At 35.9% G+C, this 21,124-nt stretch carries 24 protein-coding genes and 1 pseudogene; 12 read left to right on the top strand and 13 right to left on the bottom strand.

What is annotated here, in order from left to right; translation table 11 throughout:
* Positions 1–34: 34 nt before the first annotated feature.
* Positions 35–208, bottom strand: coding sequence for a YqzM family protein (locus LZ480_RS09755; RefSeq protein WP_241369240.1), 174 nt, complete (start codon positions 206–208; stop codon positions 35–37).
* A 249-nt stretch (positions 209–457) separates the two neighbouring features.
* Here LZ480_RS09755 and holA point away from each other — a divergent pair, with 249 nt between their 5' ends.
* Positions 458–1,468: a DNA polymerase III subunit delta gene (gene holA, locus LZ480_RS09750; protein WP_241369239.1), complete on the top strand. Its 1,011-nt coding sequence runs from the start codon at positions 458–460 to the stop codon at positions 1,466–1,468.
* A 106-nt stretch (positions 1,469–1,574) separates the two neighbouring features.
* On the opposite strand, the gene rpsT is transcribed toward holA, so the two are convergent.
* Positions 1,575–1,823 carry a 30S ribosomal protein S20 gene (rpsT, locus tag LZ480_RS09745; RefSeq protein ID WP_241369238.1) on the bottom strand — a complete coding sequence of 83 codons (249 nt, stop codon included), beginning with the start codon at positions 1,821–1,823 and terminating at the stop codon, positions 1,575–1,577.
* A gap of 165 nt (positions 1,824–1,988) precedes the next feature.
* Between rpsT and gpr the strand changes: the two genes are divergently transcribed.
* The 3 genes from gpr to lepA all read left to right on the top strand — a co-directional run bounded on the left by gpr (position 1,989) and on the right by lepA (position 5,970).
* Positions 1,989–3,020 carry a GPR endopeptidase gene (gene gpr / locus LZ480_RS09740; protein WP_241369237.1) on the top strand — a complete coding sequence of 344 codons (1,032 nt, stop codon included), beginning with the start codon at positions 1,989–1,991 and terminating at the stop codon, positions 3,018–3,020.
* Positions 3,021–3,058: 38 nt separating this feature from the next.
* Positions 3,059–3,874: a stage II sporulation protein P gene (gene spoIIP, locus LZ480_RS09735; protein ID WP_241369236.1), complete on the top strand. Its 816-nt coding sequence runs from the start codon at positions 3,059–3,061 to the stop codon at positions 3,872–3,874.
* 266 nt (positions 3,875–4,140) lie between these two features.
* Positions 4,141–5,970 carry a translation elongation factor 4 gene (gene lepA, locus LZ480_RS09730; protein WP_241369235.1) on the top strand — a complete coding sequence of 610 codons (1,830 nt, stop codon included), beginning with the start codon at positions 4,141–4,143 and terminating at the stop codon, positions 5,968–5,970.
* Positions 5,971–6,191: 221 nt separating this feature from the next.
* Here lepA and LZ480_RS09725 read toward each other — a convergent pair whose 3' ends face one another.
* Positions 6,192–6,281, bottom strand: a complete 90-nt coding sequence (locus tag LZ480_RS09725) for a tyrosine-type recombinase/integrase (RefSeq protein ID WP_241369549.1) — start codon at positions 6,279–6,281, stop codon at positions 6,192–6,194.
* Positions 6,282–6,338: 57 nt separating this feature from the next.
* On the opposite strand from LZ480_RS09725, the gene LZ480_RS09720 reads away from it, so the two are divergent.
* The 3 genes from LZ480_RS09720 to LZ480_RS09710 all read left to right on the top strand — a co-directional run bounded on the left by LZ480_RS09720 (position 6,339) and on the right by LZ480_RS09710 (position 7,531).
* Positions 6,339–6,752 (top strand): siphovirus ReqiPepy6 Gp37-like family protein, encoded by a 414-nt coding sequence (locus LZ480_RS09720; RefSeq protein ID WP_241369234.1) that lies wholly within the window; start codon positions 6,339–6,341, stop codon positions 6,750–6,752.
* A 124-nt stretch (positions 6,753–6,876) separates the two neighbouring features.
* Positions 6,877–7,062, top strand: a complete 186-nt coding sequence (locus tag LZ480_RS09715) for a hypothetical protein (protein WP_241369233.1) — start codon at positions 6,877–6,879, stop codon at positions 7,060–7,062.
* A 55-nt stretch (positions 7,063–7,117) separates the two neighbouring features.
* Positions 7,118–7,531, top strand: coding sequence for a hypothetical protein (locus LZ480_RS09710; RefSeq protein ID WP_241369232.1), 414 nt, complete (start codon positions 7,118–7,120; stop codon positions 7,529–7,531).
* Between the two features lie 184 nt (positions 7,532–7,715).
* On the opposite strand, the pseudogene LZ480_RS09705 reads toward LZ480_RS09710, so the two are convergent.
* Positions 7,716–7,832: pseudogene (locus LZ480_RS09705) on the bottom strand (Ltp family lipoprotein); the annotation flags it as partial.
* 570 nt (positions 7,833–8,402) lie between these two features.
* Here LZ480_RS09705 and LZ480_RS09700 point away from each other — a divergent pair.
* The 3 genes from LZ480_RS09700 to LZ480_RS09690 are packed head-to-tail and all read left to right on the top strand — an operon-like array spanning position 8,403 to position 11,260.
* Positions 8,403–9,119, top strand: a complete 717-nt coding sequence (locus LZ480_RS09700; protein ID WP_241369231.1) for a (Fe-S)-binding protein — start codon at positions 8,403–8,405, stop codon at positions 9,117–9,119.
* Between the two features lie 12 nt (positions 9,120–9,131).
* The gene (locus tag LZ480_RS09695; protein WP_241369229.1) at positions 9,132–10,559 is read left to right on the top strand and encodes a LutB/LldF family L-lactate oxidation iron-sulfur protein; all 1,428 of its coding nucleotides are present in this window, start codon (positions 9,132–9,134) and stop codon (positions 10,557–10,559) included.
* On the top strand, positions 10,556–11,260 hold the full coding sequence (locus LZ480_RS09690; RefSeq protein ID WP_241369228.1) for a LutC/YkgG family protein: 705 nt from the start codon (positions 10,556–10,558) through the stop codon (positions 11,258–11,260). Before LZ480_RS09695 ends, LZ480_RS09690 begins: the two co-directional genes overlap by 4 nt.
* 436 nt (positions 11,261–11,696) lie before the next feature.
* Here LZ480_RS09690 and gltS read toward each other — a convergent pair whose 3' ends face one another.
* The gene (gltS, locus tag LZ480_RS09685) at positions 11,697–12,881 is read right to left on the bottom strand and encodes a sodium/glutamate symporter (RefSeq protein ID WP_241369548.1); all 1,185 of its coding nucleotides are present in this window, start codon (positions 12,879–12,881) and stop codon (positions 11,697–11,699) included.
* Positions 12,882–12,895: 14 nt separating this feature from the next.
* Positions 12,896–13,825, bottom strand: coding sequence for a formimidoylglutamase (hutG, locus tag LZ480_RS09680; RefSeq protein ID WP_241369227.1), 930 nt, complete (start codon positions 13,823–13,825; stop codon positions 12,896–12,898).
* Between the two features lie 117 nt (positions 13,826–13,942).
* Here hutG and LZ480_RS09675 point away from each other — a divergent pair, with 117 nt between their 5' ends.
* Positions 13,943–14,821: a LysR family transcriptional regulator gene (locus LZ480_RS09675; protein ID WP_241369226.1), complete on the top strand. Its 879-nt coding sequence runs from the start codon at positions 13,943–13,945 to the stop codon at positions 14,819–14,821.
* Between the two features lie 240 nt (positions 14,822–15,061).
* Here the strand turns inward: LZ480_RS09675 and LZ480_RS09670 are convergent, their stop codons facing one another.
* Positions 15,062–15,508 (bottom strand): hypothetical protein, encoded by a 447-nt coding sequence (locus tag LZ480_RS09670; protein WP_241369225.1) that lies wholly within the window; start codon positions 15,506–15,508, stop codon positions 15,062–15,064.
* Between the two features lie 357 nt (positions 15,509–15,865).
* Between LZ480_RS09670 and LZ480_RS09665 the strand changes: the two genes are divergently transcribed.
* Complete coding sequence (locus LZ480_RS09665) at positions 15,866–16,918, top strand: YkvI family membrane protein (RefSeq protein ID WP_241369224.1); 1,053 nt, start codon at positions 15,866–15,868, stop codon at positions 16,916–16,918.
* Positions 16,919–17,082: 164 nt separating this feature from the next.
* Here the strand turns inward: LZ480_RS09665 and LZ480_RS09660 are convergent, their stop codons facing one another.
* The 6 genes from LZ480_RS09660 to tatA form a co-directional block, all read right to left on the bottom strand.
* Positions 17,083–17,364, bottom strand: coding sequence for a hypothetical protein (locus LZ480_RS09660; protein ID WP_241369223.1), 282 nt, complete (start codon positions 17,362–17,364; stop codon positions 17,083–17,085).
* A 10-nt stretch (positions 17,365–17,374) separates the two neighbouring features.
* Positions 17,375–17,764, bottom strand: a complete 390-nt coding sequence (locus LZ480_RS09655) for an SHOCT-like domain-containing protein (protein WP_241369222.1) — start codon at positions 17,762–17,764, stop codon at positions 17,375–17,377.
* 13 nt (positions 17,765–17,777) lie between these two features.
* Positions 17,778–18,143: a DUF2089 domain-containing protein gene (locus LZ480_RS09650; RefSeq protein WP_241369221.1), complete on the bottom strand. Its 366-nt coding sequence runs from the start codon at positions 18,141–18,143 to the stop codon at positions 17,778–17,780.
* A gap of 446 nt (positions 18,144–18,589) precedes the next feature.
* Entirely contained in the window at positions 18,590–19,747 is a 1,158-nt protein-coding gene (locus LZ480_RS09645; RefSeq protein ID WP_241369220.1) for a pyridoxal-phosphate-dependent aminotransferase family protein, read from the bottom strand.
* A 290-nt stretch (positions 19,748–20,037) separates the two neighbouring features.
* Positions 20,038–20,784 carry a twin-arginine translocase subunit TatC gene (tatC, locus tag LZ480_RS09640; RefSeq protein ID WP_241369219.1) on the bottom strand — a complete coding sequence of 249 codons (747 nt, stop codon included), beginning with the start codon at positions 20,782–20,784 and terminating at the stop codon, positions 20,038–20,040.
* Between the two features lie 61 nt (positions 20,785–20,845).
* The gene (tatA, locus tag LZ480_RS09635) at positions 20,846–21,040 is read right to left on the bottom strand and encodes a twin-arginine translocase TatA/TatE family subunit (RefSeq protein WP_241369218.1); all 195 of its coding nucleotides are present in this window, start codon (positions 21,038–21,040) and stop codon (positions 20,846–20,848) included.
* Positions 21,041–21,124 lie beyond the last annotated feature (84 nt).

Below are 21,124 nucleotides of genomic sequence, written 5' to 3'. Positions count from 1 at the left end.
ACTGAATATAGTCAGTCGCTCTCTTTTTAATACATTATAAACGAACAGCTGCTTCTACAATAACCGCAATGATGAACATTGTGATGAAGAAACCGCCGCCAACGGCGAAACCGTAACCTGTATCTGGGAAGTCGTTACCTTTCATTGCGCGGCCACGACCCTCAAATGGATTTTCAGTTACGTAGTTTGGATCTTGATGTCCTGCCATAAGTATCCCTCCTAATCTGCCATTATTATAAAATAATTCCATCTAAAATGCTATATAGAATACTAATTATTCCCTTTATTGAGTGGTTTATCGACAAATAATTTCAAGAAAAATCCACAAAATAGCTATGGTATTTCAAAAATCATTAAAACAAGTTTTGACATATGATGCCATGTACAAACTCTACATTCTCAATTTGCAAAAAAATGTGTATACTAAAGGATACGACAACTTAGGGAGGTTCCCAATATGATAACAAAAGTATGGCAAGATATTAAAAAAGGGAATTTCGCCCCAGTATATTTGATAGTAGGTGAAGAATCCTACTTTGTTGATGAAACGATCAATCGATTAAAGGTTGCTCTAAGTGCACAAGAAGAAGCAGAAGTGATGACCTTTGATTTAAATGACCAGCCAATTGATTATGTAATCGATGAAGCTGATACGATTCCATTCTTTACTGAACGTAAATTAATTATAGCTAAGAATGCTTCATTTTTAAAAGCGATAGAAAAAGGGAAAGAAAAAATAGAGCATGATGTGAAACGACTCGAAAATTGGCTCTACAATCCTACAGATACGGCAGTCACTGTATTTATAGCCCCATATGAAAAGCTAGATGAGCGTAAAAAAGTAACAAAGCTTATGAAAGAAAAATGTGTTGTATTACTAGCAGAAACACCACAAAATAACGATTTAAATGTTTGGATACAAAATGAGGCGCGAATACATGGCAAAGCAATAACAGAGGATGCAATCGGTAAGCTTCTTGAAATGGTTGGACCTAGCATGCTACAGCTTCAAATGGAAATCGAAAAAATGGCGCTTTATTTAGGGGAAGAAATAGAAATTACGATTGGTTTAGTCGAGGATTTGGTAGCAAAAACATTAGAGCACGACGCATTTAAAATGTTAAATGCCTATTTAAACCATGATCAAGAGGAAGCATTGAAAATTTATCATGATTTACTCCGCCAAAAAGAAGAGCCTATTAAATTGGTCGGATTACTTGCGAGCAATATTCGAACGATGAATCATATTTTTTATTTACAAAAGAAGGGCTATCACCAACAACAAATTGCTAAACAGCTCAAAATCCATCCGTATCGCGTTCAAATTATTTCGGGACAAAGGAATCGACCGAGTGATCAACGATTGTTACAGGCGCTCTACAGCCTCGCAGACGTCGATTTACAGCTGAAAACGACAGGTGGTAATCGTGAACGTCATTTAGAATTGTTTTTAATGAAAAAATTATAGCAAAGTAGGTGTTTAAGAATGTTCTTTCTAAGCACCTACTTTTTTGTGGTTGCAGACAACGAAAAAAGCCAACCGTCCAATGACAGTTGACTTTATAAGTTACAAATTAAGCTTTTTTCGCTAAACGAGACTTAGTACGAGAAGCCACGTTTTTGTGGATAAGACCTTTAGAAGCAGCTTTATCTAATGCTTTAGAAGCAGCAACTACTAATTCTTGTGTGTTATCAGCACCTGCAGCGATCGCTTGCTCAGCTTTTTTAACTTGAGTACGCATAGCTGATTTAGCTTGTGCGTTAGCAGCGTTTGCTTTTTCGTTAACTTTTACACGTTTAATAGCAGATTTAATGTTTGGCATTTCTTTCACCTCCTAGTATTTAGGTACGAGATGAGTATTTTCTCACTTAATTCATGTGTCAATACAACAAAAATCATTCTACCAAAGGATTGAAGGAATTGCAATACATAAACGCAAAGAATATTTACTTGACAGTTTGAACACACTGCTAATGGAGGTGTTAAAATGCAAGAAATAACTTGGAATCGGACAGATTTAATAGATGAGGCAGCAGAAGTTGTCTTACAAACAAATGGTCAGCAAAAAGAAAAATTAGAAGAAAAAAGCGGTATTCACATTGAAGAGTCACAGCAAAATCGCGTAAAAGTTACTAAAGTGGAAGTAAGTGCTGAAGGTGAACGACAAATTCATAAAAAACAAGGGGTCTATATTACATTATCTATCCCAACATTAACCTCTGAAGACCAGCACGGCTTTTCGCAATTACAAGAATCTCTTATACATTATTTGGAGGAGATGCATAAAGAAATCTCCATTACCGCAGATTCAAGAATTTTAGTAATTGGGTTAGGGAATAAAACGATTACACCAGATGCGATTGGGCCATATGTAATTGACGCGATGCATAAAAAGCAATCAGAGCTTGAATCACCAGAGTTTGTTTTGTATGCGCCAGGTGTGACTGCACAAACAGGCTTCGAAACAAGCGATTACGTACAAGCATTAACAGAAAGCATTCAACCTGAACTTGTTATTATAATTGATGCACTTGCAACGAGTGGCAGTGCAAGGCTGTGCCGTACAATTCAATTAACCAATACCGGCATTCAACCAGGTGGTGGTGTAGGTAATCACCGGAAAGAAATTTCAAAGGAAGTGTTAAACGTACCAATAAGCGCAATTGGTATTCCTACAGTTGTAGAGGCACCGATTTTAATGGCAGATGCTGTAGAGGCAGTGTTTCAATCGATTGCAGCGAAAATTAGTGAAAAAGGAAAGCCCTCTAGTAAATTATCTGTAACTAATTGGACTTCATCGAAAGAAAACCTTGATTTAACTTCATTAGAACCTATTTTTGGTCAATGGGTGACATGGTCAAATGAAGATCGCCGTCAGCTGTTTGAGGAAGTCTTTAGCTCCCATCCCGAACGTCTTATTGTAACACCAAAAGAGGTGGATTTTTGGTTAACTCAGTTTGCCATTTTGCTAAGTGAAAGTCTTTTTGAATGGATAAAAAATGCTAGAAAATCGTTCTAATTTTCATCTCTTCTCCATATCGTATTGGAGAAAGGGTGATGTGTTTGCAAAAACTAAAACGCTTTACGATATTGCTATGCCTTTTATTTACACTGCCCCTAATTATTGGGCAACTCCCTTTTCCAAATAATAAAATGGCAACCGAAAAAAAGGAGCAGCCCCATTTTGTATTTGCAGCAGCAGATGTGCCTGAACCGGAACCAATTATGGAAAAGACTGAACCATTTAATGCACTTATGCTTTTTACACATTCACATGAGTCGTATAAGCCCATTGTTGAACAAGCGACAGGTTTAAAAGCGGTTTATGATGAGCAAACGAATATCTATTCGTTGCAGCAAATGATGGAGCATTATTTGCAGTTGAATGGCATTACACCGCATTTTTTGGACTTTGATGTAATGACGGAAATGAAATTAACGAATGCGACATTTCATCAGGCTTATAAAGTAGCGCGTCCTGTGTTAGCTGATTATTTGCAACAAAGCGAATATCAATTAGTCATCGATTTCCATCGGGATTCGGCATCTAAAAAAGCGACAACATTGAATTACGGTGAGGAAACCTATGCGAAAGTTGCATTTGTTGTCGGTGCTGAACATGCAGGCTTTGAATCGAATCTAGCTTATGCGAATGCATTAAGTGAACAGTTAAATCAAATTGTTCCCGGTATTTCGCGTGGCATAATGAAAAAGCAAGGTGATGATGTCAATGGCATTTATAATCAAGATTTAGCGCCAAATATACTGCTAATAGAATTTGGCGGGATCGATAATACGGAGGAAGAGTTACAACGGACAATGGCGGTATTAGCGCAAGCGATTCGTTTGGCATTTGTTGAATCAATGGTGTAGCATTTTTTCGTCTAATAAAGCACATGTTTTATTGAATTTAGAAAAAATGCCCGCTGTTGAGATGTGTTCTTTGTTGTCGTATCGCTTACTTTCATAGTATAATTAAAGATACAAGAGGCCTCTATTGCTCATTTGTGTATAAACACTAGAGCATAGGGGCTGTATTTTAGTAGAAAAGTAAGTGGGGTATTCTTTACATACGTCATAACACCGAGCTTTGAACGATGAAAAAGCGGTGTTTTTTCTAATTAGGAGAGGAAATTACTATGAACCGAGAACAACGCTTAAAACGTCAAGAAAATATCCGGAATTTCTCGATAATCGCGCATATCGACCACGGGAAATCAACGTTAGCTGACCGTATTTTAGAAAAAACAAAAACAGTTGCGCAACGTGAAATGAAATCACAACTTTTAGACTCTATGGATTTAGAGCGTGAGCGCGGAATTACAATCAAATTAAATGCCGTGCAATTAAAATACAATGCAAAAAATGGCGAGGAATATACATTTCATTTAATCGACACACCAGGTCACGTCGATTTCACATATGAGGTATCTCGTTCGTTAGCGGCTTGTGAAGGGGCGATCTTAGTAGTAGACGCTGCACAAGGGATTGAAGCACAAACATTAGCAAACGTATACCTTGCACTTGATAACGATCTAGAAATCTTACCGGTTATCAACAAAATCGATTTACCAGCTGCTGACCCAGAGCGCGTACGCCAAGAGGTAGAAGATGTAATCGGTTTAGATGCTTCAGAAGCAGTATTAGCTTCTGCAAAAGCAGGAATTGGTATTGAAGACATTTTAGAGCAAATCGTAGAAAAAGTACCTGCACCACAAGGCGACCCAGATGCTCCATTACAAGCGTTAATTTTCGACTCTGTTTATGATGCTTATAAAGGGGTAATTATCTCGATTCGTATCGTAAACGGAACTGTAAAACAAGGTGATACGATCCGTATGATGGCAACAGGAGCTGAATTCGAGGTAATCGAAGTTGGAGTTCATACACCAAAATCTGTAGCTCAAAAAGAATTAACAGTAGGTGACGTAGGTTACTTAACAGCTTCTATTAAAAACGTACAAGATACACGTGTAGGTGATACAGTTACGTTTGCAGGTAGTCGCGGAGCAAAAGAGCCATTAGCTGGTTACCGTAAGTTAAACCCAATGGTATACTGCGGTCTTTACCCAATCGACACAGCGAAATATAACGACCTACGTGAAGCATTAGAAAAATTAGAGTTAAATGACTCTGCATTACAATATGAAGCAGAAACATCTCAAGCATTAGGCTTTGGTTTCCGTTGTGGTTTCTTAGGTCTATTACACATGGAAATTATCCAAGAGCGTATCGAGCGTGAGTTTAACATTGATTTAATTACAACAGCACCATCTGTAATTTATGAAGTAACAAAAACGGATGGTACAGTGTTAAAAGTCGATAACCCATCAATGATGCCAGATCCACAAAAGATCGATAAAATCGAAGAGCCATATGTAAAAGCGACAATCATGGTACCTAATGATTACGTAGGGGCTGTTATGGAGCTTTGCCAAAAGAAACGTGGTAACTTCTCAGGTATGGATTATATCGATGAAACACGTGTAAAAATCGTCTACGAAATGCCTTTAGCGGAAATCGTATATGACTTCTTTGACTTCTTAAAATCAAATACAAAAGGTTATGCTTCGTTTGACTATGAGTTAATCGGCTACCAACCTTCGAAGTTAAACAAAATGGATATCCTATTAAACGGTGAGCAAGTCGATGCATTAAGTTTCATTGTGCACAAAGACTTTGCCTATGAGCGCGGAAAAGTAATCGTAGAGAAGCTTAAAGAATTAATCCCTCGTCAACAATTCGAGGTACCAGTTCAAGCGGCGATCGGTCAAAAAATCATTGCCCGTTCTACAATCAAATCTATGGGTAAAAACGTACTTGCAAAATGTTACGGTGGTGACATTTCACGTAAACGTAAATTACTTGATAAGCAAAAAGCGGGTAAAAAACGTATGAAGCAAGTCGGTTCAGTAGAAGTCCCTCAGGAAGCATTTATGGCGGTACTGAAGATGGATGATACGAAGTAATTAAGAGAAACATTGATATAGCAATGTTTTGGTAAGAGAATATATTAATTAAATATAACTTAATGGTGGGGTTTGCCACCGATATGCCACCGCTTTAGAATTATGCCAGCAATATATCATAAATCTCTAGCTATGGAATCAAAAATATCGGCAGCATCTCTCGCCATTTTTTGTGTTAAATGGACATAGGTATTTTCTGTAACTGCAGAACGACTGTGTCCTTATCTTTTTTGTACAGTCTTAATAGGAGTGCCATTTTCAATTAACGTTGTTGCATGTGTATGGCGTAATGAATGGTAATTGAAATCTATTTTTAATTTACCTCTAATCTATTCACGCGCAGGGTATTTAATAACACTTGGTTTATAATGTTAAGTAACTACAGTGCAATCAATCACCATGAAATTTTTATCGATGCTAGTGCTAGGGATGTAGCTGAAAAGGGTGATGATGACCTACCAATTCATGAATCTAAAATTATTCAATCATTAACTGATAGTGGGAAACAACAATTAAACGAGTTGATACAAGAAGAGTATCTCGAAGGACAGATTTTAACGAATAGTCCGTTTAAATACCAAGTCGATCATGATTTAGGTGATATCGTAACTAATCAAAATAAAGATTGGGGCATTACGATGGATGGTCGAATCACTGACGTAAAAGAGATTTATGAAACAAATGGCTTTAGTATCGAGGCTATGTTTGGGAATAATCGACCTACATTGATTAAGAAGATAAAGCAGGAGTTGAGTCAGATTAGTGGGGAGGTTATACGATAAATGTTTTTTTGTTCACAAAATCGACATATTAAAAGATTTTTCTTTCGTTTTTACTCCATCTGATTTTAAAATTTCAAACCTAAAACGTATAAGTATAAAGGTTAATTATTAAGGAGGAGTATTAATGAGTACAAAACAAAAATTCGAATATTGTGAGTCACTAGGTTTAGTGTCTATAAAACGAAGAGGTTGGCATACGGAAGCGGCTTGGATTGCGAGTAACAGCCCATATATAAACTTTACTAAGTTTATGACAATGATGAACTGGCAAGCGAACCTAAATGGTATGCAACGATTCGCAAAAATTTGATAAAGGTAATTTTCTCCTTCTGTCGAATATTTAATGGCGAAAGGGTGAGGAATTAATGATTGTTAAAAGAACATACTCAGATATTAACGTACAAAGTTTAGTTGATTTGTTTTCTTCAAAAATAAGTAATTGTCTTGACCTCTCATACGAAAAAGAGACTTTAGATAATATTCGAAAAGACAACAACTTTACTGACGAGTTAAAGACAGAATGTGGAATCTACTACTTCATACAAGAAGGAATGGTTAAGTACGTAGGTAGAGCACTCCCTGCAGTTGGTTTAAGGTCAAGGATTTTAAACCAAATAAATGCTTTCGGGGATGAGAACTGGGATAAGGTCATTAAGGACAATAATACTGAAATTGCTGTATTTATTTTCAATGATTTAGAACAATGGTATTTCATTTCTGCCTTAGAACATTATCTTATTGAGAAACTTGAACGACCTATCTTTAATAAGCGTTGCTAAAAGTTAATATTTTCATATATTATGAGGAGAGTATTCGTCAATAATATACTTCAGTATGGACTAATATTACAAATTGCGTACCATGGAACAAAATAGTCCCATTAATTCAAGAGATTAAAAATTAGACCAAATATAGATATTACTATTTCGCCTTCCACAATTTGATATGTGGAAGGCACATTTTTTATTGTAAGTTATCGATAGCGTATTGCGCTTCTTCTTTTGTAAATTTTTCGCCGTACTCCGAAATCAATTGATCGTAAATAGCCGAATCTGACATATCCATCATTTCAGCATATGATAGGCTCTGGGACATTTTCAAAACACTTTAGCGTGGAAAATCTAAATTTACCGCTTTCGAAAACGATTCTCTCAAATCGTGATAGCATCCCTCACCTTCTAGAGCTCCGAAAAATTATTGAAGTAGGTACAGCAGTTAGAGCAGCAAAGCACCGTTCTTAAGAAGATATTCATTAAAGCAAATTTTAAACAAAGTCAATTAGGTTTTGTTTATTTTTTTAGCTAAAGATATAAGAATTAACTATTTTATGAACTCCACAAAGATACGAAATGCTCCGGTTAATTAGGAGGAATATAAGTTTTTGAAATTTATTTTCAGAATGTTTAAAAAATAAACGTGCTACAAGAACAGGCGAGTGTTTGCTACAACACTATGTATGTATCAATTTCTACTTTTTTACCTATCCTATTGTCGAAAAAACATATAGCGAATTTTTTTAATTATGATAATATTCAAATCATCTGATGACCTGCTGTTTAAATATTTCAAAAATAGTTTTTAACAGTATAAACATTATTATCACAATGAAAAAGGAGGGAACCGCATCGTCTAGAGTGACGGCGGGAAACGATGAAAGTTACATTATTTGCAACATGCTTAGTCGAAATGTTCCAAGGAAATGTTGGAAAAGCTACAGTTGAACTACTGGAGCGTTTAGGCTGTGACATTGAATTTCCAACAAGCCAAGTTTGTTGCGGGCAGCCTGCTTACAATAGCGGTTATGTTGAGCAATCTAAGAAAACTATGCAAAATATGATTAGTGCTTTTGAGCAAGCTGAATATGTAGTAACACCAGCAGGCTCATGTGCGTATATGTTTAAGGAGTATCCACATATTTTTAAAGATGATCCTCAATGGGAGAAACGCGCACAACAATTGGCTGACAAAACATATGAATTAACTGATTTTATCGTCAACGTTTTGAAAGTTGAAAACGTTGGTGCTCGCCTTACAGGAAAAGCTACTTTCCATACATCTTGCCATATGACACGCTTATTAGGTATTAAGACACCACCAATGACCTTACTAAAACACGTCGAGGGGCTTGAATTTGTTGAGTTACCTGGTAAGGAACGCTGCTGTGGCTTTGGCGGTACATTTGCAGTGAAAATGGGTAATATTTCTGGACAAATGGTTGAAGAAAAAGTGTGCAATGTCGAGGAAACCGAAGCGGAAATTTTAATTGGTGCGGACGCAGGCTGTTTATTGAATATTGGCGGGCGTATTGAACGTAAAGGAAAACCTGTCCGTGTGATGCATATTGCAGAAGTATTAAATAGTAGATAGGGGAGATTTTCTATGGCGATGAAAACGAGTCATGAGCCATTTAAGGACCGCGTGTCATCAAATTTAACGAATACATTTATGCGTAGTGCCGTTTCTAGCGCACAACAACGTTTCCAAACGCGTCGACAGTTACAGGTAGATGAGATTGGCAATTGGGAAGACTGGCGTTCACATGGAGAAGAAATTCGCCAGCACGTGCTTGAAAATTTAGATGCTTACTTATATGAATTAAGTGAAAATGTACAAAAGCGAGGTGGACATGTTTATTTTGCGCAAACAGCGGAAGAGGCCTCACGTTATATTCAACAAATTGCAATTGATAAGCAAGCGAAAAAAATCGTCAAGGCAAAATCAATGGTAACGGAAGAAATTAATTTAAACGAAGCATTAGAGGAAGCTGGCTGTGAAGTAATTGAAACGGATTTAGGGGAATATATTTTACAGTTAAACAACCATGAGCCACCATCGCATATAATCGTGCCACCTTTGCATAAAAATCGTGATCAAATTCGTGATGTCTTCGCAAAAAAGATTGGTTATGATAAATCAAATCAACCCGAAGAAATGGCATTATTTGTGCGCGAAAAGCTACGCCAAGAATATTTGACCGCAGATATTGGCATTACTGGCTGTAATTTTGCAATTGCAGAAAGTGGCTCCGTAACACTTGTGACAAATGAAGGCAATGCGGATTTGGTTGCTGCTTTACCAAAAACGCTAATTAGCGTGATGGGAATGGAGCGTATTGTGCCTACTTTTGAAGAAATGGAAGTATTAGTAAGCCTATTAACACGTAGTGCAGTTGGCCAAAAGCTTACTAGCTATATTACAACGTTAACTGGTATCAAAGATGAAGGTGATACAGATGGACCAGAAGAATTTCATTTAGTAATCGTTGATAATGGTCGCTCGCAAATTTTAGGTACTGAATTCCAGTCAGTTCTACAATGTATTCGCTGCGCTGCTTGTGTCAATGCCTGTCCTGTATACCGTCACGTTGGTGGGCATAGCTATGGCTCGATTTATTCGGGACCAATTGGAGCAGTATTATCACCATTATTAGGTGGCTATGATGATTTCAAAGAATTACCTTATGCTTCAACATTATGTGGTGCTTGTACAGAAGTATGTCCTGTCAAAATTCCACTGCACGAATTACTGCATAAGCATCGTCAAAAAATTGTTGAAAATGAAGGGAAAGCACCTATTTCGGAACGGCTGATTATGAAAGCATTTGGCTATGGTGCCTCTACGTCTTCGTTATTTACCGTAGCGACTAAGGTTGCTTCTCCAGCGATGTCGCCATTTGTTAAGGATGGGAAAATTTCCAAAGGCCCTGGACCGTTAAAGGCATGGACTGAGGAACGTGATTTCCCTGCACCAAATAAGGAAAGCTTCCGTGAATGGCTGAAGAAGCGTCAGAAAGGAGATTCGCAATGATTAAACAACGTGAAGCGTTTTTAGAAAATATTGCGCACCAATTAAAACGTCCGATGCGCACTGCTGTGAAGCGTCCTAAGTGGAAATTTCAGCCACAGCACGATATGTTTAAAAATGCATCAAGTGAAGAGCTTGTCGAAGTACTAAAAGAGCAATGTAAAAATATCCATACAACTTGCCTTGTAACGAATACAGCCGAGCTACCAAACGTATTGCAAAGTGTCGTAGAGGCAAACGGTGGACGATCAATTATTACACCTAAAGATGAACGCTTTGCAGCATTTGGTCTAACCGAAACAATGACGGTATGGGCTAGTCAAAACATTGCACATTATGAATGGAATGAGGAACAGCCTGAAGAAAATATTCGTCAAGCTGAGCAAGCGAATATTAGTATTACAATTAGTGAAACAACACTTGCCGAATCAGGGACTGCCGTATTGTATAGCAATAAACACAACGGACGTACGATGAATTTCCTACCTGAAAATGTAATTGTACTTATCCCTAAAAGTACAATTGTGCCACGTATCACCCAAGCGGCACAGCTTATTCATCAGCAAATCGAGCAAGGGGAGCGAATTTCTTCATGTATATTAATGATGACTGGACCGAGTAACTCTGCCGATATCGAAATGGTACTTATTGTTGGTGTACACGGACCTGTAAAAGCAACGTATATTATTATTGAAGACAAATAACATATAGAATTGTCACAGACAATTTCTAAATACAGCGATATCGCTTTTTCCTTAGAGGCGATATCAGTACATGCAAAACGCACTCTCCAATTCCCCCTGGAGAATGCGTTTTTTGAATGGCATCGTTTAGCTGCCGCTCCGGAAAGTTGGTGTAGCATGTGGAATGCGTTATTTCAACCGATATTAGAATGATATTTTTTTCAAATTAGTAAAGTTCATACTAGTGAAAGCAAGATAGTGGAATTAATAATATGGTTAATTGATTTTAGTCCAAATATTTGGATAAGATAAATACGATATTAATGAGGTATTCGGAATGGTTCGTTAATTAAGTGACTTACAATTGCAATTAAAATATATGTACACATTCTACTAATTTTAAAAAAAGCAAACCCGTATAAGGTTTGCTTTTTTAAGTTATGATTTGCGAGGCGTACTACTTAAACAAGTTAATTGTAGTAATAATAATTGGCATGCCGAACACGTCGATTAAGAAAGCACCTACGATTGGAACGATTAAGAATGCTTTACGTGATGGACCGAACTTTGAAACGACTGCTGACATATTGGCCATTGCATTTGGTGTTGCACCAAGACCGTGACCAAGGAAACCAGATACCATAATAGCTGCATCGTAGTTTTTGCCTAGTAAACGGAACAGAACGAATACGGCGAAAAGAACAATGAAGATTACTTGAGCTAAAATAATGATGAATAATGGTAAAGCTAAATCTGCAATTTCCCATAATTTAATGCTCATAAGTGCCATAGATAAGAAAATACCAAGTGAAATATCACCGATTAAGTTAATTTCTTTCATGTTAATTAATTCAGGGTTAATACGGTCAATAAGATTACGAACGATTACAGCTACAAACATAGCACCAACATAACCAGGTAATACAAATCCTGTTAAAGTAGAGAACAATTCACCTACATAAGTACCTGCTGCCATACTGAATGTAATTAAGAAAACTTGTATCATGAATGACTTTTCTGTAATCGGATGTTGTGCTTTTTCAACATATTCCTCTGTTTCTTCAGAAGTTGGCTTTAAGTCGAATTTGCGAATTAAGTATTGGACAACTGGACCACCAACAAGTGCACCAGCTACTAATCCGCATGTGGCAGCAGCCATCCCAATTGATACGGCGGATGCTACTCCTAACCCTTCAATTGTTTCGCCATAAGCAGCAGCAGCGCCGTGACCACCTTCCATAGAAACAGCTCCAGCCATAACACCGATTAACGGATGGATATCCATGACTTTTGCTAAAGACACGCCAATGACATTTTGCATTAATGCTAAGAATCCACAAGCAATCCAATAAATTATAAGGAGTTTCCCACCTAGCTTAACTAGTTTGAAACTTGCTCCAAGTCCTATTGTAGTAAAGAATGTGATCATGAAAATAGATTGTAGAGAAGTATCTAATGTAATTTCAACAATGTCGAACCCTTTTAACGTAGTTGCTAATATAGCAAATAATAAGCCCCCCACTACAGGTGCAGGTATACAAAACCGATTTAAAAAACCAACCCTTTTTATTAAAAATGAACCAATTAAAAATAATGTTACTGCTAGGCATAATGTTGTAATTTGATTTAATTCCATAAAAATCCCCCTTTGGTAATTTACTCAAAACTATTTATAATAACTTCATTAATAAAGTAAGCTCCTAATTTAGCTGTTCGATGATTTTCATCAAGTGAAGGATTGACTTCACAAATACTGAAGCTTACTGTTTTTTTGTTAGCGGCTATTCGGCGTAAAATATCACGAACCTTTAATGCAGATAACCCAAATGGTGATGGTGCGCTGACTCCGGGTGCTTCAGCGGCATTTAAGACATCCATACATAGTGTTACCAGTAACACGTCATGCGTATCCATAAACTGATTTAATTGAGAAAGGAACACATCTGAATCCATTTGATCGTCTACGAAGTATTGCACATTGTATTGATCGGCTGTATTGAATAATGCAGTCGTATTGCCAAATTGCTGAATGCCACATACAAAATAGTGTGCATTCGGATCCTCATCTAAAATTTGTTTAAACATCGTACCAGATGAAGTTTGATTGTCGTATGAACGCATATCAAAATGTGCATCAATATTAAGTAAACCAATGGAAGCATTAGCGCCAACAGCTTTTCGTACACCTAAATACTGACCATATAATGTTTCATGTCCGCCACCAAGTACAATGGCCTTACCGCTTTTTAAAATGTCAGCAACTTTATCGCCAAGTTCTAGTTGGGCAAGCTCTAAGGCATGTCCTTCACAAATAATATCCCCAAAATCAACAAGTGTATTTTCAACAATTGAATGACGCCATGGTAATGGTGCTAACTGTTTGCGTAATGCATGAGGCGCGTCTTTAGCACCGACACGTCCATTGTTGCGACGTACACCTTCATCGCAAACAAAGCCTACTAAACCAATTTTTCCTTGATGGGCTGTCTCTGCTAATTGAACAACTTGATGATAACGAAAATAAGCTGGTTCTGTATGATGGTCGATACGACCTTGCCATACTTCAGAGTCTGTATTTTTATACATTACATTCACCTTTCTGAAAACTAAAAATTATATATTTATTATATTTTCAAATATTTATATTAACAAATATTAAATTTTTATTATACAATAGTTTAAAACTATAAATGAGGTAGTTCAATGGAAATAAGGAAGATGTATTATTTTGATGCGATTGTAAAGTATCAAAGTTTTTCAAGGGCTGCAAAAGCGTTGCATATTTCACAGCCTTCACTAAGCAATGCGATAAAATCATTGGAACGTGAAGTCAATGCACCACTTATCGAACGAACAACGAAGCAATTTCGATTAACAGAATTAGGACAACAATTTTATGAACGATCAAAAAATTTTATTGCACAATATGAAGTTATGCATACAGAACTTTTAGAGTTAGCGAAAGGGGAACAGTTAGAAATTCGATTAGGTATGATTGAATCGGCTAATCATTGGTTTTCAAAAGTAATGGTTGCTTATCAAAAATTATATCCAAAAAATCAAATTGCCCTCATGGACACATTGTACAACCAAACCGTACGTCAAGCGTTATTAGGCTTACATGTACACGGAGTAATTACAAACCAACAAATTGTCGATACAGAAATAAAAAGTGAATTATTGTATAACGAGCCATACGTTGTCTTAATAAAAAACGACCACCGATTTGCTACGAGGGAAGGTTTAACGTTAGAAGACTTTATCGAAGAAGCACTCATAATAGGGATGACAGAATTTCAAACAAGTGCACAAATCTTAAAAGCATTTGAACAAGAAAATATCAAACCGCATATTCAATATAAAATAGAGCGCTTTGAAATGATCAAAGTATTAGTAGAAGAAGGGTTAGGTATTGCCATCTTGCCGCAGCACTATGTTACACAGCATTTATCAGAAAACCTACTAATACGTCCAGTGAAAAGTGAATTTTTAAATCGTAATGTATACTTATGCACAATGAAAAATCGAACATTCCCAAAGAGTATTTTAAAGCTATTTGAGTTCATAAAGACAATGCACTAAATTAGGGAGCATCTAATGACAGGCTGACCAAATTTATAGAAACATTAGCAACCAAAAATCCGAGATGATGCATGAAATGACCTAAATGTTTAAGAAAAAACCGTAATAAAGCCAACTATCCGAAACAAATCAGATAGTTGGCTATTCTTCGTACATGTCAAAAGGTACGTAATTTTTTTCTATAGAAAACAAAATCTGTTACATCATACAATGTCTTTCCTATCACTTGAAAATCACCAACTAAAAGCATTGGAATGTTAGGATCGAATCTCGATTAATTGTGCTATATTGCCAGCCAAATCTTCCCCAGCGGAAGCCTAAAACGACGTTTCTAGTTACAAATGTTGGGAAAAACCAAAAACTATTGCCGTTTCTTAGCCAAATGAATGTATTGCGGTAAATACATCGCCTAATCCCGCTAGAACCAGTGTATGAACCTGATCTAGATGTTGACATAGGCATTGCTGGTGTAAAGTTTGGGGGAGCTCCTGTAGGCATTTGTGTATTTCCTCCCATTGGTGGTTGATTCATTGGGGGAGGTGGAAAGCCAGGCCCTCCAAATCCAGGTGGCGGAGCCCCAGGACCACCGAATCCAGGTGGTGGAGCCCCAGGACCGCCGAATCCTGGTGGAAAGAATTGATTAAATGGTTGGCCATTTGGACTTTCATCAAACGGATTTTGATACAAAAAGCATACCTTCTTTCATTAGTATTACTTTTAAGTTATGTGAAAAAAAGAAAGTCATAGTGGGAATTAGCCTGGTATTAACTACAAATTCCATTTGAACACCTTTAATCTTTTGATTGAAACAACAGCAAAAGTTCGTAGATTAAAAAATTTAAAATCGGACAACTAAGCGAAATTACTATTTATGGCTCTCTTTTCATAAGGCTTTGTAGCTGTCAAGTAAATGTAGAGACAATAGACGATTGAGAAAAAACGTATCGATAATGGTATACAATCCTTAAGTATCGAATAAGGTATTTAAGGATTACTTTGACAATACAATTCTAAATATTATTAAAAAACCTAGTAGGTGAATAGATGAAAAAGAGTATGCAAATAGGTGGCGCATTTGTAGGGATGGTTGTTGGTGCCGGCTTTGCATCTGGACAAGAAATTTTACAGTTTTTTACGAGCTTCGGTCTTAAAGGGTTCATTGGTGCGATTATTGCGACGATTGCCTTTGCCTTATTAGGAATGACGCTTGCACAGCTAGGCTCGGATTTACAAACAACATCGCACAAAGATGTAATGTATTACATAGGTGGACGGTATATTGGATTTGTTTTAGACTTATTAATTACGTTCATCTTATTTGGTGTAGCCGTTGTTATGTTTGCTGGTGCGGGGTCTACATTTCAGCAAATGTTTGGTATGGACCCGAGGATTGGCAGTGTCATAATGGTAATTGCAACGATTTTTACGCTGTTTTTAAATGTGAAAAATATCATTAATGTTATCGCCTTACTCACACCTTACTTAATGGTCATCATTTTTGTTATATTAATTTATTCATTATTTACAATGGATCTTTCCATCTCACAAGCAAATGAACTGGCACAAATACAATCTTCTGCTGCGTCTAACTGGATCGTCAGTGCTTTGCTTTATGTTTCGTATAACATTGCAACAGGTGCTGCGATGCTCATTGTATTGGGGGGGACAGTAAAAAAGCGTAAAGTAGCTGGCATTGGCGGTATTTTCGGTGGTGTTATGCTTGGGATTCTAATCATTTTAATCAATTTAACAATATTTGTTAAATTGGATGTTGTCGCTGAAGTGGATATGCCAACTCTTGAATTAGCAAATAACATTCATCCGGTAGTCGGTGTTCTAATGGCATTCGCACTTCTTGGTATGATGTACAACACAGCAGTTGGGATGTTTTTTGCGTTTACAGTTCGATTTGTTTCACCAGAAAGCAAAAAATTTAAACCTACTGTTATTTTCGTTGGGTTACTTGGTTTTTTTGCAAGCTTAGTAGGTTTTACAACATTGGTTGGTAAAGTATATTCAACAATGGGTTATTTAGGATTCGCCTTAATTATAACTATAATTATTGCTTGGATTCGTCAACCTAAAAGATTGGCATAATTTTTTGCATTTCGTATGAAGGGGGTGCATTTTTGTTGTGCTAGATATCTCTTATATAAGGCTCTTCGTAAATTTAATTGTCGAAGCCTATTTTTCTCGAATGATAAGTGAGAAAATAGGCTTTTTGATTAAAATGAAAAAAGTGGTCCGTGTATATTTTTAAACTATAGTCTAACCTTTACCTCTGTACCATCCTTCGCTTTAACATCTACTAGCACGAGCCCTTTATTATTTTTCAGTTCCTTGATGATAGGTTGCAGCGATTTTTTATTTATTAACGGAAAGGAAAAGTCTATTTTTTTACTTTCAAAGTGCTTTTTTGTCCATTTATTAACGTTTTTTTGGAGAAGTTTCGAGGATAATATGGTTATTACCAAATCTAAAACAGCAAATGGAATTGGAATGGTGAACCGCATATTTTTGGCTTTTACTTTTAAGTGCATCATAGGCAAATCACTACTCAATAATAACCGAAACGGAATCCCCGTTTGCCGATTGAACATCAACAATTTGACCATCTAATTCGTTTTCGATAGCTTCAATAATAAGGTTGATATCTATATCTTTTACGTATTTTTCGGATTGAGGAATACTCGCTGCGATGCTGTGACCAGCTATTAATACTGCTTTAACTAGCTTTAAGGGCAAATTGACTTTGACATTATCATTTTCGGCTGATATAACACGAATTTTTAATGTTTTATCTATATATTTTACTGTTTTTTCATGAAGTTTATTAGCGGAATCTTCTTTTTCTTGTAATACTCGAATTAGTTCTGATCCTTTATCTGCATCAATCTTTCCTTCTTGAACCATTGTTAACACTTTTGAAATCTCTTCTTTCATCATACATTCCTCCTTAATTTTCTTTTAAAAGTTTTATTGCTTCTTCGGGTGTAATTTCGCCATTTTCCAACATTGAGACAACTTTTTTTTCGTCAACTTCAGTCTCCTTTTTCTGCACATAGCCAAGAGATGAAATGATATCTGTTAGCTTTCCTCGAACTGTTGGATACGAAATACCTAGTTCCTTTTCAACTTCTTTAATATTTCCTCTGCTCGTTAAAAATACTTCAACAAAATGTAGCTGCTCCTTAGATAAGGATGCCAACTTAGATAATTCAAATTCATTTTCAATCGTCGTGTGACAATGAGTGCACTGCAATTTTGTGACTTTCAATGTTTCACTGCAAACAGGGCAATTTGTAATTACTTGATAAGCCATATTGGAAACCTTCCTTTTTATTAATTCAATTAAATTATATAACAAATATCGAAAAACATAAATAATAAAATTAATTATTTTTATCAAAAAAATAAATAATATTAATTTTATGTTTAATGTTATTTAATAAGTACGCCGAAAGGTTTTGTCCGGACAATTTTATAGCCAGTCTTTGGTCGTCCGTAAAAGGGGAAATGTACATTTATTAGCAATGGATAAACTTGGTTGTTAATTCAATCATTATTAGACAAATTATAAAAAGTCTTCCAGTCATTCGGTGGATGTTGGAAGACTTTTTTGTAACATAACCTTCTTGCATTTTTCATTTTGAAATTTTACTTCATTCAATATTTGCAAATAAAGATACGAAAAAACAATACCCTAATAATTGCTCATATAAAAGAAAAAGTATATAAGCTTAAATTTCAGCGGGAGATAACCCTCAATTATTTACAGTGTGCAGCTAAAAATACTTTATGTGCAGCAAGGACACCAGCCCCTGGTTCAAACTCATAAGAAAAGTCTTGCAATGCTGCTTCCATTAAAGAAATAGCTTGTAAAATGTCACTTGGGAAGCAATAACCCATATGGCCAAATCTGAAAATTTTTCCTTGTAAATGACCGAGACCACCAGCAAAATCTAAATGATACTTTTGCTTTAAATGTGCTAAGAAATCTCCCAATACAATTCCTTCTGGAGCCAAAATTGCTGTTATTGTAGGTGAAGCGTGCTCATCCTCTGTCAAAAGTTCAATATTCAATGCTTTCATTGCATTGCGCACCATATCTTTCATGAGTTCATGGCGAGCAACCGTTTCTGCAAATCCGCCTTCCTCCTCAATTAGATTACATACCTCGTTCAGTCCATAAATAAGTGTTATCGCTGGTGTGTTCGGCGTCATACCTTTCACAGCCCAACTGCGATAGCTTTGTAAGTTTAAGTAATAAGATGGGGCATTATTTTCTTCAATGACTTTCCATGCTCGGTCACTGACACTGACAAGAGAAAGCCCAGGTGGTAACATCATTGCCTTTTGAGAGCCAGTAACGAGAATATCTATACCCCAATCGTCCATTTTAGCAAGTGAACCACCAATACAGCTCACCCCATCAACAATTAATAACGCGTCCGTTTCATTTCGAACTACTTGTGCTAACTCAGCAATTGGGTTAATAATCCCTGTTGATGTTTCGTTATATGTAACAAAAACCGCTTTTATATCTTTTAATGGTTGTAAAAATGCTTGTAACTCCTCAGCTGTGCAAGCTTGTCCCCATTGTTTTTCTAGCTTATGAACATGAAACCCATACTTTTCACAAATAGATACAAAATAGTCGCCGAAAGCACCAACTGTAATAACGACAACATCTTCGCCCGCTGAAACAGTATTCACCGCAGCAGCTTCAAGTGCTGCTGTACCACCAGAAGGGAGTAGTAAAATATCCTGTTTCGTGCCAAATATTGGCTTCACTCGTTCAATAGTTTCACGATAAAGTTCGACAAATTCATTGCTCCGATGACTAAAAATATCTCGATTCATTGCGAGCTGAACTTTTTTAGGAATAGGTGTAGGTCCTGGATGTCTTAAAATATTTATATACATAAAAAAAGATCCCCCTTTGCTTTGGAAATTTAATATTCTAAATTTTCTATTTATAATAATACCATAATCATCCATCTATCTTAATGGTTTTTTGGAATATGCTAAGAACTATTGATTGAGATTGAAATTTAGTATTAACTTACTACTGTAGGAGGATTTCTTTCTGAATATAGATTGTTTATTTTATATAAATTGATTTGAATAACTTTTATTTTTGAAATGAAGGGGAAAGTGCAATTTGCAATATGATTAATTCTTTTTGCATATGTTTGCTAGCAAAAAAGGATCTTTCAATGTTTAAAGATCCTTTTTAATATTTCATTACTCACTTCTTTATTTTGCCGTTTATATATAAATTTAGATAAGCTTATACTACTTTCGTATAAAAGTATTAAAGGTATTATTACAAGGATATCTGATAGAAAATCTGGTGGCGTTATTAAAATTGAAACGACAACTAACAAAAAATATGCATATTTTCTATTCTTTCGTAAACTGTTCGGATTGATAATTCCTATACTTGTTAAAAACATAATAACAACAGGAAGCTCAAACAAAAATCCAAAAGGTAATGTCATATGAAACAAAAATCGAAAATATTTCTCTGTTGTATAGAAAGTAGTAAACATGTCATTTGACAGTGACATTAAAAAATTTAGTACAAGTGGAACTAGAATAAAATAACCAAAACTAATTCCTAATAGGAACAAAATAAATATTGCTGGAATATAGGCGATTGTTACTTTGCGCTCTTTCGGTGTTAATGCTGGACGTACATACAGCCAAGCTTGGTATGCTGCAACAGGTATAGTAGCTGTGATGGCAACAATACTAGCAATCATTAAATAAACGAATAAGATATCACTAGGTCCTAACAGAGCTAATTTAAATGGCAATTCTTGAACAATCACAAGATAAATATCTTGGACGTATATAAATGCGAGTACTAAAAACAGTAAAAAGATAACTAAAGTAATGATAATACGTTTACGTAATTCCTCAAGATGGTTAACTAAGTGCTTATTTTGATCTTCCAATTTAACCACTCCATAAAGAAAAATAAGAAGATGTAAGAAAGAACCTACATCCCCTCTTAATTTATTTGTCTAGTTTTTCTTTCTTATCCAATGTATCTACATTTGAGTCATCTATAAGATCTTTAGTAGATTTTTTAAACTCTCTTAATGTTGAGCCAAATGCCCTTCCAATTTCAGGTAACTTAGAAGGCCCGAAAATAATAAGGGCAATCATTAAAATGAGTATCAATCCTGGTATTCCGATATTTTGAAACATTATTGTTCCTCCTAATCGTTAAATCTTTCAATTCTTTTTTAGACGCTTATAATCATTTCTAGAAAATTTTCATAACAAGATGTA

The organism is Solibacillus palustris (assembly GCF_022549215.1).
Taxonomy (GTDB): domain Bacteria; phylum Bacillota; class Bacilli; order Bacillales_A; family Planococcaceae; genus Solibacillus; species Solibacillus daqui.
This window is presented reverse-complemented; position numbering and strand designations above follow the sequence as displayed.

Bases quoted from the DNA above. Each gene is read 5' to 3' on its own strand.
- LZ480_RS09665 (WP_241369224.1), top strand. From the start codon at position 15,866: ATGAAAAAGAGTATGCAAATAGGTGGCGCATTTGTAGGGATGGTTGTT.
- LZ480_RS09675 (WP_241369226.1), top strand. From the start codon at position 13,943: ATGGAAATAAGGAAGATGTATTATTTTGATGCGATTGTAAAGTATCAA.
- LZ480_RS09710 (WP_241369232.1), top strand. From the start codon at position 7,118: ATGATTGTTAAAAGAACATACTCAGATATTAACGTACAAAGTTTAGTT.
- tatA (WP_241369218.1), bottom strand. From the start codon at position 21,040: ATGTTTCAAAATATCGGAATACCAGGATTGATACTCATTTTAATGATT.
- LZ480_RS09715 (WP_241369233.1), top strand. From the start codon at position 6,877: ATGAGTACAAAACAAAAATTCGAATATTGTGAGTCACTAGGTTTAGTG.
- spoIIP (WP_241369236.1), top strand. From the start codon at position 3,059: ATGTGTTTGCAAAAACTAAAACGCTTTACGATATTGCTATGCCTTTTA.
- holA (WP_241369239.1), top strand. From the start codon at position 458: ATGATAACAAAAGTATGGCAAGATATTAAAAAAGGGAATTTCGCCCCA.
- lepA (WP_241369235.1), top strand. From the start codon at position 4,141: ATGAACCGAGAACAACGCTTAAAACGTCAAGAAAATATCCGGAATTTC.
- LZ480_RS09645 (WP_241369220.1), bottom strand. From the start codon at position 19,747: ATGTATATAAATATTTTAAGACATCCAGGACCTACACCTATTCCTAAA.
- LZ480_RS09690 (WP_241369228.1), top strand. From the start codon at position 10,556: ATGATTAAACAACGTGAAGCGTTTTTAGAAAATATTGCGCACCAATTA.
- LZ480_RS09660 (WP_241369223.1), bottom strand. From the start codon at position 17,364: ATGATGCACTTAAAAGTAAAAGCCAAAAATATGCGGTTCACCATTCCA.
- LZ480_RS09655 (WP_241369222.1), bottom strand. From the start codon at position 17,764: ATGAAAGAAGAGATTTCAAAAGTGTTAACAATGGTTCAAGAAGGAAAG.
- LZ480_RS09695 (WP_241369229.1), top strand. From the start codon at position 9,132: ATGGCGATGAAAACGAGTCATGAGCCATTTAAGGACCGCGTGTCATCA.
- LZ480_RS09650 (WP_241369221.1), bottom strand. From the start codon at position 18,143: ATGGCTTATCAAGTAATTACAAATTGCCCTGTTTGCAGTGAAACATTG.
- rpsT (WP_241369238.1), bottom strand. From the start codon at position 1,823: ATGCCAAACATTAAATCTGCTATTAAACGTGTAAAAGTTAACGAAAAA.
- hutG (WP_241369227.1), bottom strand. From the start codon at position 13,825: ATGTATAAAAATACAGACTCTGAAGTATGGCAAGGTCGTATCGACCAT.
- gpr (WP_241369237.1), top strand. From the start codon at position 1,989: ATGCAAGAAATAACTTGGAATCGGACAGATTTAATAGATGAGGCAGCA.
- LZ480_RS09755 (WP_241369240.1), bottom strand. From the start codon at position 208: ATGGCAGGACATCAAGATCCAAACTACGTAACTGAAAATCCATTTGAG.
- LZ480_RS09700 (WP_241369231.1), top strand. From the start codon at position 8,403: ATGAAAGTTACATTATTTGCAACATGCTTAGTCGAAATGTTCCAAGGA.
- LZ480_RS09720 (WP_241369234.1), top strand. From the start codon at position 6,339: ATGTTAAGTAACTACAGTGCAATCAATCACCATGAAATTTTTATCGAT.